15 protein-coding genes are annotated in these 12,559 nt (G+C 62.5%); 5 read left to right on the plus strand and 10 right to left on the minus strand.

What is annotated here, in order from left to right; translation table 11 throughout:
• Window positions 1–158: 158 nt before the first annotated feature.
• Complete coding sequence (locus K5Q02_RS03610) at window positions 159–617, plus strand: metallophosphoesterase family protein (protein WP_225836468.1); 459 nt, start codon at window positions 159–161, stop codon at window positions 615–617.
• 335 nt (window positions 618–952) lie between these two features.
• Window positions 953–1,480, plus strand: coding sequence for a lactoylglutathione lyase (gene gloA, locus K5Q02_RS03615; protein WP_042555921.1), 528 nt, complete (start codon window positions 953–955; stop codon window positions 1,478–1,480).
• A 44-nt stretch (window positions 1,481–1,524) separates the two neighbouring features.
• On the opposite strand, the gene K5Q02_RS03620 is transcribed toward gloA, so the two are convergent.
• From K5Q02_RS03620 to K5Q02_RS03665, 10 genes are all read right to left on the minus strand, one after another.
• Window positions 1,525–2,025 (minus strand): DUF3060 domain-containing protein, encoded by a 501-nt coding sequence (locus K5Q02_RS03620; protein WP_225836469.1) that lies wholly within the window; start codon window positions 2,023–2,025, stop codon window positions 1,525–1,527.
• 96 nt (window positions 2,026–2,121) lie between these two features.
• Window positions 2,122–3,015 carry a LysR family transcriptional regulator gene (locus tag K5Q02_RS03625; protein WP_092368446.1) on the minus strand — a complete coding sequence of 298 codons (894 nt, stop codon included), beginning with the start codon at window positions 3,013–3,015 and terminating at the stop codon, window positions 2,122–2,124.
• 1 nt (window position 3,016) lies between these two features.
• Window positions 3,017–3,685 (minus strand): DUF3592 domain-containing protein, encoded by a 669-nt coding sequence (locus tag K5Q02_RS03630; protein ID WP_092368443.1) that lies wholly within the window; start codon window positions 3,683–3,685, stop codon window positions 3,017–3,019.
• 97 nt (window positions 3,686–3,782) lie between these two features.
• Complete coding sequence (locus K5Q02_RS03635; protein WP_225836470.1) at window positions 3,783–4,391, minus strand: cupin domain-containing protein; 609 nt, start codon at window positions 4,389–4,391, stop codon at window positions 3,783–3,785.
• A 142-nt stretch (window positions 4,392–4,533) separates the two neighbouring features.
• Window positions 4,534–5,244, minus strand: coding sequence for a DUF1989 domain-containing protein (locus K5Q02_RS03640; RefSeq protein ID WP_225836471.1), 711 nt, complete (start codon window positions 5,242–5,244; stop codon window positions 4,534–4,536).
• 27 nt (window positions 5,245–5,271) lie between these two features.
• A complete protein-coding gene (locus K5Q02_RS03645; protein ID WP_225836472.1) occupies window positions 5,272–6,504 on the minus strand; it encodes a M20 family metallo-hydrolase in 1,233 nt (410 codons plus the stop codon).
• Complete coding sequence (locus K5Q02_RS03650; RefSeq protein ID WP_225836474.1) at window positions 6,501–7,307, minus strand: amino acid ABC transporter ATP-binding protein; 807 nt, start codon at window positions 7,305–7,307, stop codon at window positions 6,501–6,503. Before K5Q02_RS03650 ends, K5Q02_RS03645 begins: the two co-directional genes overlap by 4 nt.
• 4 nt (window positions 7,308–7,311) lie before the next feature.
• Entirely contained in the window at window positions 7,312–7,947 is a 636-nt protein-coding gene (locus K5Q02_RS03655) for an amino acid ABC transporter permease (RefSeq protein ID WP_225836476.1), read from the minus strand.
• A gap of 11 nt (window positions 7,948–7,958) precedes the next feature.
• Window positions 7,959–8,615, minus strand: a complete 657-nt coding sequence (locus K5Q02_RS03660) for an amino acid ABC transporter permease (RefSeq protein ID WP_172138472.1) — start codon at window positions 8,613–8,615, stop codon at window positions 7,959–7,961.
• 10 nt (window positions 8,616–8,625) lie between these two features.
• On the minus strand, window positions 8,626–9,471 hold the full coding sequence (locus K5Q02_RS03665; protein ID WP_225836478.1) for a transporter substrate-binding domain-containing protein: 846 nt from the start codon (window positions 9,469–9,471) through the stop codon (window positions 8,626–8,628).
• Window positions 9,472–9,832: 361 nt separating this feature from the next.
• Here K5Q02_RS03665 and trpB point away from each other — a divergent pair, with 361 nt between their 5' ends.
• The 3 genes from trpB to K5Q02_RS03680 all read left to right on the plus strand — a co-directional run bounded on the left by trpB (window position 9,833) and on the right by K5Q02_RS03680 (window position 12,453).
• Window positions 9,833–11,044, plus strand: coding sequence for a tryptophan synthase subunit beta (gene trpB / locus K5Q02_RS03670; RefSeq protein WP_225836480.1), 1,212 nt, complete (start codon window positions 9,833–9,835; stop codon window positions 11,042–11,044).
• Entirely contained in the window at window positions 11,041–11,850 is an 810-nt protein-coding gene (trpA, locus tag K5Q02_RS03675) for a tryptophan synthase subunit alpha (RefSeq protein WP_225836482.1), read from the plus strand. Before trpB ends, trpA begins: the two co-directional genes overlap by 4 nt.
• Before the next feature lie 75 nt (window positions 11,851–11,925).
• Window positions 11,926–12,453 carry an REP-associated tyrosine transposase gene (locus tag K5Q02_RS03680; protein ID WP_225836484.1) on the plus strand — a complete coding sequence of 176 codons (528 nt, stop codon included), beginning with the start codon at window positions 11,926–11,928 and terminating at the stop codon, window positions 12,451–12,453.
• Window positions 12,454–12,559 lie beyond the last annotated feature (106 nt).

Genomic DNA, 12,559 nt, shown 5'->3' on the forward strand with positions numbered 1-12,559 from the left:
GAAAACCCGGCCCTGCGCCGGGTTTTCTGTTTTGGCGATGCCCGGCAGCGACGCATCGCTATTGCGTCCCGGGTGTCGCTTCGCTCTACCCGGGCTACGTTTTTGCACGGAACGGATCGCCAGCAAGCTGGCTCCTACAGGTTTAGGCAGGAGGATGCATGAAGATTGGCTTGATCGCCGACACCCACGGCTTGCTGCGCCCCGAGGCGTTGGCCGCGCTGCAGGGCGTCGATCATCTGATCCACGCGGGTGATATCGGCGGAGCGCACATACTCGTCGAGCTCGAACGTATTGCGCCGCTGTCGGTGGTGCGTGGCAACAACGATGTCAACGCCTGGGCCGATGACATTGCCGAGCGGCTGACATTGCGCTTCGGCGCGGTGAGCCTGTATCTGCTGCATGACCTCAAGCAACTGGATATCGACCCCAAGGCTAAGGGCATCGACGTGGTGATCGCCGGCCACTCCCACAAGCCCCTGCATGAAGAGCGCGACGGCGTGCTCTACCTGAATCCGGGCAGCGCCGGCCCTCGGCGCTTCAAGCTTCCGATCAGCGTGGCCCTGCTGCATATCGACGGCGACGCAGTGCGCTTCGAACTGATTACGCTGGAGGTCTGATGCAAGGCGATAGCGGCCGTTCGATTTGGTGGGCTGAAGCCCACCCTACAGCCGCGCATCTTGGGTAGGGTGGGCTTCAGCCCACCAATTGATGGCTCCCACGCTGGAGCATGGGAGCCATCATCAATCTCGTGGGAGGGGCTTTAGCCGCGAGCTCTTTACGCCTAGCTAGGCAAATCGAGGCTAAAGCCTCTCCCACAAAAGCTCTGCCCACCATCCGCTTTCGCCTTCAAGACGTCCCGCCGATGCAACAACCTTGAAAAACACGCCGGTCGAAGCCATCTACATGGATACAGACTTTTCGACACGCCCAATCACTGCCTGATGGAGCCCCCATGACCCTCGATGAACTCAACACCCTGCCCGGCGTAACCGGCAAGCCTGACGTCGCCACGGCGGATTTCGTCTACAACCACACCATGATCCGCGTGAAGGATCTGCAGAAGTCTCTGGATTTCTATACCCGCGTGCTGGGCTTCACCCTGCTCGAGAAGAAGGATTTTCCGGATGCCGAGTTCAGCCTGTACTTCCTCGCGCTGATTGCCGACAAGTCGCAGATCCCGGCCGACCCGGCAGCACGCCATCAATGGCGCAAGTCCATCCCCGGCGTGCTAGAGCTGACCTACAACTACGGCACCGAGAAGGATCCGGAGTTTTCCTACCACAGCGGCAACAGCGACCCACGCGGTTTCGGCCACCTGTGCGTAGCGGTGCCGGATATCAAGGCGGCTTGCCAGCGTTTCGAAGACCTGAGCGTGGACTTCCAGAAACGCCTGACCGATGGGCGTATGAGCAACATTGCCTTTATCAAAGACCCGGACGGTTACTGGGTGGAAATCATCCAGTTCACTGAAGTGGACTAGAAAACGCGCCGCCCCGCTGTTGACCGGCGGGGCGACCGCCCCGATTACTTGCGCTCGACCTTGCTGTCGATGCCTCCCAGTTGCACCTCAGGCTCATCGCCGCTCCAGCGCACCTGCTGACTGACCCCGATAACGCTCAGTTTGGCCTCGCCATCGAACTGCAGATCCAGCTCGTGCTCGGCACCTTCTACCGTGACCACTGCCGGTTGCTCGCCCGCGATGACGGCCGTACGAACCTGGTTGTTGCTGGTGTCGACGCTCAAGGCATTCACATGCTCGGCAACGACCTCGATCTCGGCGCCCGATACGGTCAACGACCTGGCCGTTTCCAGCGTCACCTTGTGCTCGGAACCGTAGACCAGCACGGCGCCACATTCACCGGTCAGGTGAATGACGTTGGCATTGCCGGTGATGTTCACGTCCTGGCCTTTGCAGGACACGTCGCGCGACAGGCCGATCCCCTCGATATTCAGCGGCTCGGCCAGAGCAGCCGCACTCGCCACCATAGCGCTCAGCAGGCAAGCCGCCGTCAGCATCTTGTTCATGGGTACATCCCTCTTGGTCGATGATGGCCCTGAACATGCCGTGGGGCCGATGCTATGACCGGCGCACAGCGGGGAAGGTTCTCGCCTGCAAGCCACTCAATTCGCTTGCTGCAACTCGGTTCTCAACCATTGAGCGAGCTGCTCGGCGCGCCGGCCGCTGCGCCGCTCCGGCACCCAAAGCGCCAGCTGCGCTTCGGTTTCGACGAAGCCCCAGGGCGCGGCCAGCCGCCCTGCCGCGAGGTCATCGGCCACCAGTTGCAGGGGTGCGATGGCCACGCCAAGCCCCGCTGACGCCGCTTCGAGCAGGTAATAGAGGTGCTCGAAGCCCTGGCCCAAACGCATCTGCGTCGGTTCCAGCCCCATGGCTGCAGCCCACTGCGGCCAGGCTTGCGGTCGCGAGGTGGTGTGCAGCAGGGCCTCGCGCAGCAAAGCGCCTGGCGCGGCCTCACGCAATTCGGCAAACCGCACATGCCTTGGGCTCACCACGGGGCCGATGGATTCGCGCGCCAACTCGAAGACCTGCATGTCCGCAGGCCAGGGCGGCTCGGCGTAAAGCAGGGTGGCGTCCACCTGAGGGCTGCGCGGATCCAGTTCGCCCTGGCTGGTGGACAGTTGCAGCCGCAGCTCGGGCAAGGCCTGGTTGAGCCGATCCAGTCGCGGAATGAACCAGCGCGCCAGCAGGCTGCCGGGACAACCGAGCACGAAGGGTGTGTCGACTTCCCGCTGGCGGATCTCACCACACACCTGACGCAGCCGGGTGAACGTCTCGCCGCTGACATCACGCAAGCGCATGCCGACTTCGGTCAGTTTGAGTCCGCGCCCGTCCTTGACGAACAGCGCCACCCCGAGCTGCTCTTCCAGGGTGCGGATCTGCCGGCTCACCGCGCCGTGGGTGACATGCAGTTCGACCGCAGCACGGCTTACGCTGCCGAGCCGTGCTGCTGCTTCGAAGGCATGCAGGGCATTCAGGGAGGGCAGCTCCTGGGCCATCTCAGTCCACCAACTCGGGCAGAAAACGGGTGTCCATGCTGTAGCGCTTGGGGTTGCTCGGGTCGATCATTACGGTGACCAGCGACTCGTTGATGTAGGGGCCTGGATCGAACCACAGGTTTTCACTGCGAAACACATGCAGCTTGTTGGTCTGCGGGTTCAGCCACTGGGCGACGATGCGGTATGGGTTGCGGCCGTTGATGCTCAGTGAGCCATTGAGTTCGACATCCACCACTTCGGCCTGCACCGCTGTGCCGCTGACCCGCAACTCAGCGGCGCGGCGCTTGGCGAACAGCGGCGGCAGCACGAAAAGCAGACCGATCGCCAGAAATACGCTGCCGATGCCACCGACGATCAGGCTACCCAGCCAGTTCTGGCCGAAGCTGTCGATGTGCGCCCGCTCAGGGCTTTGCGGGTCGTAATAGAGTGCAACCCGCTCACCGATATCGAAGGACGGCGGCGTGCTGCAGGTGCTGCTGTAATACTCGCCAAGGGTGCCGTCCAGGGTCATGAACGATACCGTCGGGCAGCCGTCCTCGAGATCGACGATCGAACCCTCGATCAGAGTCATCCTCGCCTCAGCGCTGATGCGAGCGATTTGAATGCCGATGGCGATCACCAGCAGAAGCGCACCGATACCTGGGAAAAGCCACAACCATCCTGTTTTCATACCGCCTCCGACCTGTGCGTATACATCACATCAAGGGCGAGGATTATCCGGCATCGAACGGCGCAGTCCAGTCGAATGAATCACGTCAGAGCGATCATCAGAACGTCACAGGTGTATTCACCCAGAGAATGCGCGCCTCGGTAGAGCCGCTGTTGCGATAACCGTGGGGCAGGTTGCTGGGGAAGTGAAAGGCATCTCCCGTCGCCAGGCTGTAGCACTGCTCACCGATGGTCAGCTCGATACTGCCCTCGAGCACATAGCCCATTTCTTCGCCGGGGTGCTCGATCAGGCCATCGCTGGCCACGCCTGGCGCGACGATATGAATGTTGCCCTGCAGCAGCCCGCCCTTTTGCAGGTGGGTGATGCGCTCCAGGCCGATGTCGCCGTCCTTGTTACGCTTGACGAAGCGCTTGACCGGGCGCTCACCCGCGCGCAGCACCGGCTCATCGGATACCCACTCCTCGGACGTCAGAGTGGATACGTTGCTGCCCAAGGCGCCTGCCAAACGGTGGAGCATGGCCAGTGATGGAGAAGCGGCGTCGTTTTCCAGTTTGGAGATCAGGCTTTCCGAACACCCGGCAACGGTAGCCACCTGCTTGAGGGTCAGGCCGGCGACCTTGCGAGCATGGCGCAGACGCACTCCCAGACTGGGCAGACCATCGGTGTGATTGGCTTTCGACGGCGGTGTATGGCTAGCTTTGAGCATGCGTTTCTCGATGAATGGATAACCCGTATTGAAGGCACATGTGCGGCAGCGAATTCTCCCGCTGGCCGCACAGTATCGCCGAAGGCACACGGGTAATTAATCCCCTGACACCAACCAAACCACTCTTGTGTGCAGGGCGACCTCAGAGACTAACCGAGAAGTGCACTTCCACCGGATTCAGGTCGTTGATCGGCACGATGTCCTGTGGGCAAGCCGACATCACCACCACGCAATCCATGGCTGCCTGGATTTCCACGTAGTCGCCCGCCTTGGAAACGGGAGGCAGCCACTCGATGCTGTAATCCGCCTTGACCGGGATGTTCATCCACAGGTTGAACGGCTGCGGCACTTCGCGGGCGCGCAGACCGATGGCCTGCAGGGCCAGGCGCATGTTGTCGGCGCAGCTGTCGTGGTAACCCTCGACACCGAGGTTGGTGTAGCGATGCAGATCGCAGGCCGCGATCAGGGTGTCGTGCACACCCGGTGAAGTGTCGGTCAGCAAGGTACCGATGGTACGGCGGCGGTTGCTGAACAGCTCGTCACCCGCCTTGGGAATGATGCGGTCGATGTGCGCGCGAGCATGCTCCATGGAGAGGAATTCGCTCAGGTCTTCGGCATTGAACAGCCAGGTGTCGCACACCTGGGTGCCGTGGGTGTTGATGATCTTGATGACCTCACCCGCCTTAAGGCGCACGGCACGGCCGCAGCGTGCCGGCACAGTGTAGGTCTTGCCGAGTTCCGGCGTGCCGTCGGCCGACAGTGGCTCGTTGAGGGTGGCGTTGAGGCCCAGCGACGCGCCGTTGTCAGGCTGGCAGCAGGCTGGGTAATCGTGGGCGTGGTTCGAATGGCTCATGGTCGCTCCTAGTTGGGCAAGGACAGGTCAGGCTTGTTCAGCCAGTTGGACGAGGCTCCAGGCCAGCGCACGGGCGCCGGCTTCGAGCTGGGAAGGTTCGGTGTATTCCAGAGGGTTGTGGCTGATGCCGTCGCGGCTTGGCACGAACAGCATGCCGGTCGGGCAATGCGTCGCCAGGTACATGGCGTCGTGGAAGGCGCCCGAGCGCAGGCTCAGGGAGGCTTCGCCAGTGGCCTCGACTGCCTGCTGGAGCACATCGACAACAGCTGCATCGAAAGCCACTGGTGGATGACTGAAGAGCATCTGCAGCTCGGCCTGCGCGGGCAGGCAATCGGCCAGCGCCGTATCGAAAGCGTTCAGCACGGCACTGTCGGCATGCCGGAAATCGATGCTGAAGGTCACCTCTCCGGCCACCGTATTGATCGAATTGGGCAGCACGTGCCAGCGCCCGAAGGTCAGGCGTTTGTCGGCGCCCGCCAGGCGTTCGGCCAGAGTGTCGATGGCTGGCAGGCAGCCGGTAGCCAGCAGCAGCGCGTCCTGGCGCATGTCCATCGGCGTGGTGCCGGCATGGGCGGAAGCACCGCGGCAGCGCACCTGATACCAGCGCACGCCCTGAATGCCGGAGACCACGCCGAGCGGCACACCCGCGCGCTCCAGCACCGGCCCCTGTTCGATGTGCAGTTCGACGAAGGCATGCGCGGCGATCTTTTCGCGCAGCGGTAGCCCGACGAAACGGCGGCCATGCGCATCCAGCGCCTCACCGACACTGACGCCCGAAGCATCCAGGCTATCTCGATAGGCAGCCATGCGGGTCGGTTCGACGAAGGCGCTGGAGCCCATGGCGCCGGGGCTGAAACGACTGCCCTCCTCGTTCGTCCACACCACCAGCTCGATCGGCCGGCGCGTGCGCAGGCCCTGATCGTGCAGCGCCAGCAGGCACTCCAGACCGGCCATCACACCGTAACAGCCATCCAGATGGCCGCCGCTGGGCTGGGTATCGATGTGGCTGCCGGTCATCACCGGCGGCAGATCCTCCAGGCCGTCGCGGCGTATGAACAGGTTGGCGCAGGCATCCGTCCACACGCGGCAACCGATACGCTGCGCTTCGCCGATCAGCCAGGCGCGCGCAGCGAAGTCCTCTGCAGAAAGCGCCTGGCGATTCATCCCGCCGGCCGGTAGCGCGCCAAACCCGGCCAGGGTATCGAGCAGGCCATGCAGACGCTCGGCACACACCGCCGCCATCACTCGCTCGGCATTCATTGGCACACCTCCTGGCGTGGCGTCAGGCTGCGGTTGAACCAGGGTTTGAGGAACTGTCGCAGGCGGTCGGTGGCGGGCGCCTGGAACATCGCCGCCGGCGCACCGGTCTCGACGATTTGTCCGGCTTCCATGAACACCACCTGGCTGGATATCTGTGCGGCGAAACTCATCTCGTGGGTCACCATGACCATGGTCATGCCGTCGTTGGCCAGGCTGCGAATCACCTGCAGCACCTCTTCTACCAGTTCCGGATCGAGCGCCGACGTCGGCTCGTCGAGCAGCATCAGGCGCGGCTTCACCGCCAGCGCCCGGGCGATACCGACGCGCTGTTGCTGCCCACCGGACAGTCGTGCCGGGTAAGCGCCCATCTTGGCTGCCAGACCAACCCGTTGCAGCGCCGCCTCGGCCAGCGCGCGAGCCTCGGTTCGGTTCAGGCGTTTGCCCAATAGTAGAGGCGCCATGACGTTCTCCAGCACAGTCATGTGCGGCCACAGATTGAATTGCTGAAACACCATGGCCAGCGGTCGACGTACCTCGGCGATGCTGGCGGCGCTGTCCTGGTCGGCTGGGCGCCGCCCAGGGCCGCTGTAGCCGAGCAGCTGGCCATCGATCCACACCTCGCCCTGGTCATAGGCTTCGAGGAAATTCATGCAGCGCAGGGCAGTGGTCTTGCCGGAGCCGGAGGGGCCGATCAGCGAGACGATCTCGCCGGCTCGCACACTCAGGTCGAAACCCTGCAACACGGTATTGGCGCCGTAGGACTTGCCCACGCCGCGCAGTTCAAGAAGGGGAAGCTTGCTCATCGGGTCATCCTCGCAGGTAGCGCGTTGCGCGACGGCCGAGCGCAGCGGCGGCGAAACCGACCAGCAGCGTCAGCAGCCAGTACGAGAGCACCAGCAGCACGTAGGGCACGACATAGGAAAAGGTGTTGGAGACGATCTGCCCGGCGGTCATGGTCAGCTCCGGCACGGTGATGATCGATGTCACCGCGCTTTCCTTGATGGTCAGGATCACCTGGTTGCCCAGCAACGGCAGCGCGAACGCCAGCGCCTGGGGCGCCTGGATGTGCCAGAAGGTCTGGATGCCGTTCAGGCCATGCACCCGCGCCGCCTCCAGCTGGCCGATCGGCACACTGGCCCAGGCCGAGCGCAGCAGCTCGGCAAAATAGGCGGCGCTGTAGAGGCACAGGGCAAGAATGCTCGCCTCGATGGCGTCCAGGGTCAGGCCAAGCACCGGCAGACCGAAATAGATCAGCAGCAGTTGCGCGAGGAACGGCGTGCCACGCACCAGCCAGACATACAACCGATAAAGGCCAATGAAGCCCGGTACCGCCAGGCGCAGGGCATTGAGGGCAAAGCCCAGAAGCAGGCCCAGCGCCGCGCCGGCAAAACTGATGCCCAGGGTGACCAGCAGCGCCTGACCGAAATCGGGAAGGTAATTCATCCAGTTCTCCATCAGCTGCGCGCCTGCCAGCGACGCTCAAGCTGGCGCCCAAGCAGCGCCAACAGGCTGGTCAGCGCCAGGTAGAACAGTGCGGCGACCAGATAGACCTCCAGCGGACGGTAAGTCTGCGAAACCAGTTGCTGGCTGACCCGCATCAGGTCGGTGATGGAGATCACCGAGACCACCGCCGACACCTTGATCACATCAATCAGCTCGGAAATCAGCGCCGGCAGGGTCAGGCGTACCACTTGCGGCAACTGGATATGCACCAGCGTGCGCCAGCGACCGATGCTGAACACCGCAGCGGCCTCCAGTTGCCCTGCCGGGATGGCAGCGAAACCGCTGCGCAGGATCTGCGACTGGTAGGCCGCAGTATTCAGGGCCAATGCCAGACCGGCAGCGACCAGCGCCGGCACGTCCATGCCCAGCCCGGCAGGCAAATAGAAGAGCAACAGCAACTGCGCCAGCATCGGCGTGCCACGGAAGAAGCTCACATAGACCCTGGCGAACGCTACGCACCCTCGGCTGTGACTGCTGCCCAGCAGATAGATCAGCACGCCGAGAACGAAGCCCAGCAGCATCCCGGCCAGGCACAGCCACAATGTGGTGAGCGCGCCGTCGAGCAGAGCAGGCCAGTAAAGTGCGAAGCGAACGCCGAAGTCATCCATGGTCAGCGACTCAGATGCTCGGCTCAGGCATGGCGTCGGCCGGCACATCCATGGTGAAGCCGAACCATTTTTCCTGCAGGGTCTTCATGGTGCCGTCACGGTTGGCGCGGGCAATACCGTCGCTGAACAGTTTGACCAGGCTGGCGCTGTCGGCATCCTTGCGGCCTACCCAACCGTAGTAGGTCTGCGGGCCGAGCATGTCGCTGAGCGTGCTGAACACACCGGGCCGCGACTTGATCAGTGGGCCGAGGTTGGACAGTGACTGGGCAACGCCATCCAGGCGACCCAGCGCGAGATCGGCGTACGCCTCGTCGAAGCTGACGTACTGACGAATGGCCTTGAGGCCTGGCTGGCCAGCATCCTTGAGTTTCTGGTCATAGGCCTGAAGAATCTGCAACTGACCGGATCCGCTCTGCGAGCCGACCACCTTGCCGTTGAGATCGCTCAGGCTGCTGATCGAATCGTCGTTGCCACGCTTGAGCAGTGCAACGGTGGACTCGGCGATCGGTACGGTGAATGCGAACTGTTCGAAACGCGCCTTGTTGACCGTCACCGAGGTCACCACGAAATCGAACTTGCCGGTATCCAGGCCCGGCAGAATGCCCTGGAACGGCAGATCCAGCTGCTTGACCTTGACGCCCGGCAGGTCGGCCAACACGTAATTCATCAGATCCACGCCGTAGCCCACTATCTTGCCGTTATCTACCGACTCGAACGGCGCGAAGCGTGCTTCGGTAGCGATGGTGATCTGTTTTTCCTGCTGGATGCGTTGCAGCAGATCGTCAGCCTGAGCCAGCGAGCTGACGAGCAATGTGGCCAAAGCGAGTGACAGGTTTTTCACGGCACGACGGTTCATGGCGAGGCCTCTTCTTGAAGCTATGGATATTTATTCAAGTAACTTGAATAAAAGTACATAAGCATGATGCATGCCAGCCGCCACGGCCGTGAAAACAGAGCAATTCAAGGCTTTGAGCCCTGCCTTGATGCACCGTTTGCGCGCAAATGCAGCCCGTGCGTTCCGAGACAGTGCGCCCTGCAACACAATGGATATAGACTCAGAAAACGATGACGCGTGAGTTTTGCTCACATATAAAATCAAACTACTCGCTTTTCCCGATGCTCGCGGAGCGTTAGTCTGCCTGCCATCACATCGTTCACGGGCAGCGCCCGTGATGCTCGCGGTAAGCCGCCAGCCTTCGAATTCACAGGAGAATCCCATGACTTCATTACGCAACGGCCCAGACGCCACCGGCTTGTTCGGTAGCTTCGGCGGTCAGTACGTCGCCGAGACGCTGATGCCGCTGATCCACGAGCTGGCCGCCGAGTACGAAAAAGCCAAGGAAGATCCCGAGTTCGCCAAGGAGCTGGCCTATTTCCAGCGCGACTACGTTGGCCGTCCGAGCCCGCTGTACTACGCCGAACGCCTGACCGAGTACTGCGGCGGCGCGAAGATCTACCTCAAGCGCGAAGAGCTGAATCACACTGGCGCGCACAAGATCAACAACTGCATCGGCCAGATCCTGCTGGCCAAACGCATGGGCAAAAAGCGCATCATCGCCGAGACCGGCGCCGGCATGCATGGCGTGGCTACTGCCACTGTGGCTGCACGCTTCGGCTTGCAGTGCGTGATCTACATGGGCACCACCGACATCGATCGCCAGCAGGCCAACGTCTTCCGCATGAAGCTGCTCGGCGCCGAAGTGATTCCGGTCACCGCCGGCACCGGCACCCTGAAGGATGCGATGAACGAAGCCCTGCGCGACTGGGTGACCAACGTCGACAGCACCTTCTACATCATCGGCACCGTGGCCGGCCCACACCCTTACCCGGCGATGGTGCGCGACTTCCAGGCCGTCATCGGCAAGGAAACCCGTGACCAACTGCAAGCCCAGGAAGGCCGCCTGCCGGACAGCCTGGTCGCCTGCATCGGTGGTGGTTCCAACGCCATGGGCCTGTTCCACCCCTTCCTCGATGACAAATCGGTACAGATCATTGGCGTCGAAGCGGCCGGTCATGGCGTGGAAACCGGCAAGCACGCCGCCAGCCTGAATGGCGGCGTCCCCGGCGTGCTGCATGGCAACCGCACCTTCCTGCTGCAGGACGACGATGGCCAGATCATCGACGCCCACTCGATTTCAGCCGGCCTCGACTACCCGGGCATCGGCCCGGAGCACGCCTGGTTGTTCGACATCGGTCGCGTCGAGTACACCTCGATCACCGACAAGGAGGCCCTTGCCGCCTTCCATCAGTGCTGCCGCCTGGAGGGCATCATCCCGGCCCTGGAGTCGTCCCACGCCCTGGCTGAAGTATTCAAGCGCGCGCCAACGCTGCCCAAGGATCACCTGATGGTGATCAACCTCTCGGGCCGCGGCGACAAAGACATGCAGACCGTCATGCACCACTTCGACGAACAGGAAGAACACATATGAGCCGCCTGCAGACGCGCTTCGCCGAGCTGAAACAACAGAACCGCGCCGCCCTGGTGACCTTCGTTACCGCCGGCGACCCGAACTACGACGCTTCCCTGGCGATTCTCAAGGGCTTGCCGAAAGCCGGCGCCGACGTGATCGAACTGGGCATGCCGTTCACCGATCCGATGGCCGACGGCCCGGCGATCCAGCTCGCCAACATCCGCGCCCTGGAAGCCAAGCAGAACCTGGCCAAGACCCTGCAACTGGTTCGTGAATTCCGCGAGACCGAACAGGCTACGCCGCTGGTGCTGATGGGTTACTTCAACCCGATCCACAAATACGGCGTGGAGCGCTTCATCGCCGATGCCAAGGAAGCCGGCGTCGACGGCCTGATCGTGGTCGACCTGCCGCCGGAGCATAACGCCGACCTGTGCGACCCGGCCCAGGCTGCAGGTATCGATTTCATCCGCCTGACTACCCCGACCACCGACGACAAGCGCCTGCCCACCGTACTCAACGGCAGCTCGGGCTTCGTCTACTACGTCTCCGTGGCCGGCGTTACCGGTGCGGGTTCGGCGACTCTGGAACACGTGCAGGAGGCGGTCACCCGCCTGCGCCGCCATACCGACCTGCCGATCAGCATCGGCTTCGGCATCCGCACCCCGGAACACGCGGCGACCATCGCCCGCTTGGCCGACGGCGTGGTGGTCGGCTCGGCACTGATCGACCAGATCGCCAAGGCCGACAACGACCAGCAGGCCATCGACGGCGTTCTCAACCTGTGCAGCCAGTTGGCCGAAGGCGTGCGCAGCGCACGCCGCTAAAGATCAGTTTTCGTCTCGTGTAGGGTGGGCTTCAGCCCACCAGTTCAACATGAAACCTCAGGCAAAGGATTGCCCATGTCGAACTATCGCCGCGAATGGATGCCGGGCGGCACCTACTTTTTCACTGTGACCCTGGCGGATCGGCGGTCGACTTTGCTGACCGATGCCATTGAAGTCTTACGCCAAGCCTACGGTAATGCTGCCCATAGCATGCCCTTCCAGACCATTGCCATCTGTGTGCTTCCAGATCACCTGCATGCAGTCTGGAGATTGCCTGATGGCGATAGTGCGTACTCGCAACGCTGGAGTCTGATCAAGAGTTGTTTCTCCCGGAGTTTGCCGGCTTCCGATGACTTGGGCGCCAGCAAATTACGCAGACGTGAAAAAGGCATCTGGCAACGTCGATTCTGGGAGCATCGAATTCGTGATGACGATGACTTGGCACGACACGTCGATTACATCCATTACAACCCAGTCAGGCACGGCTTGGTGGAGCGAGTTTGCGACTGGCCCTATTCTAGTTTTCATCGCTATGTCACGCAGGGCGTTCACCCGCCGGATTGGGCTGGCGGGACTGAGCTCGACGGGGGATTCGGAGAATGAAAAGGCAACTGGTTCATTGGTGACCGGTGGGCTGAAGCCCACCCTACCTGAGGAAACCTGCGCTCAGCCGTAAGGTGGGCCGGGCAGCGATCCGCTTCAGCCCACC

This window comes from Pseudomonas sp. MM211 (genome assembly GCF_020386635.1).
Lineage (GTDB): Bacteria > Pseudomonadota > Gammaproteobacteria > Pseudomonadales > Pseudomonadaceae > Aquipseudomonas.

What these genes read in the sequence shown, in the direction of transcription:
- K5Q02_RS03610 (WP_225836468.1), top strand. Translation starts at nt 159, where the DNA reads ATGAAGATTGGCTTGATCGCCGACACCCACGGCTTGCTGCGCCCCGAG.
- gloA (WP_042555921.1), top strand. Translation starts at nt 953, where the DNA reads ATGACCCTCGATGAACTCAACACCCTGCCCGGCGTAACCGGCAAGCCT.
- K5Q02_RS03620 (WP_225836469.1), bottom strand. Translation starts at nt 2,025, where the DNA reads ATGAACAAGATGCTGACGGCGGCTTGCCTGCTGAGCGCTATGGTGGCG.
- K5Q02_RS03625 (WP_092368446.1), bottom strand. Translation starts at nt 3,015, where the DNA reads ATGGCCCAGGAGCTGCCCTCCCTGAATGCCCTGCATGCCTTCGAAGCA.
- K5Q02_RS03630 (WP_092368443.1), bottom strand. Translation starts at nt 3,685, where the DNA reads ATGAAAACAGGATGGTTGTGGCTTTTCCCAGGTATCGGTGCGCTTCTG.
- K5Q02_RS03635 (WP_225836470.1), bottom strand. Translation starts at nt 4,391, where the DNA reads ATGCTCAAAGCTAGCCATACACCGCCGTCGAAAGCCAATCACACCGAT.
- K5Q02_RS03640 (WP_225836471.1), bottom strand. Translation starts at nt 5,244, where the DNA reads ATGAGCCATTCGAACCACGCCCACGATTACCCAGCCTGCTGCCAGCCT.
- K5Q02_RS03645 (WP_225836472.1), bottom strand. Translation starts at nt 6,504, where the DNA reads ATGAATGCCGAGCGAGTGATGGCGGCGGTGTGTGCCGAGCGTCTGCAT.
- K5Q02_RS03650 (WP_225836474.1), bottom strand. Translation starts at nt 7,307, where the DNA reads ATGAGCAAGCTTCCCCTTCTTGAACTGCGCGGCGTGGGCAAGTCCTAC.
- K5Q02_RS03655 (WP_225836476.1), bottom strand. Translation starts at nt 7,947, where the DNA reads ATGAATTACCTTCCCGATTTCGGTCAGGCGCTGCTGGTCACCCTGGGC.
- K5Q02_RS03660 (WP_172138472.1), bottom strand. Translation starts at nt 8,615, where the DNA reads ATGGATGACTTCGGCGTTCGCTTCGCACTTTACTGGCCTGCTCTGCTC.
- K5Q02_RS03665 (WP_225836478.1), bottom strand. Translation starts at nt 9,471, where the DNA reads ATGAACCGTCGTGCCGTGAAAAACCTGTCACTCGCTTTGGCCACATTG.
- trpB (WP_225836480.1), top strand. Translation starts at nt 9,833, where the DNA reads ATGACTTCATTACGCAACGGCCCAGACGCCACCGGCTTGTTCGGTAGC.
- trpA (WP_225836482.1), top strand. Translation starts at nt 11,041, where the DNA reads ATGAGCCGCCTGCAGACGCGCTTCGCCGAGCTGAAACAACAGAACCGC.
- K5Q02_RS03680 (WP_225836484.1), top strand. Translation starts at nt 11,926, where the DNA reads ATGTCGAACTATCGCCGCGAATGGATGCCGGGCGGCACCTACTTTTTC.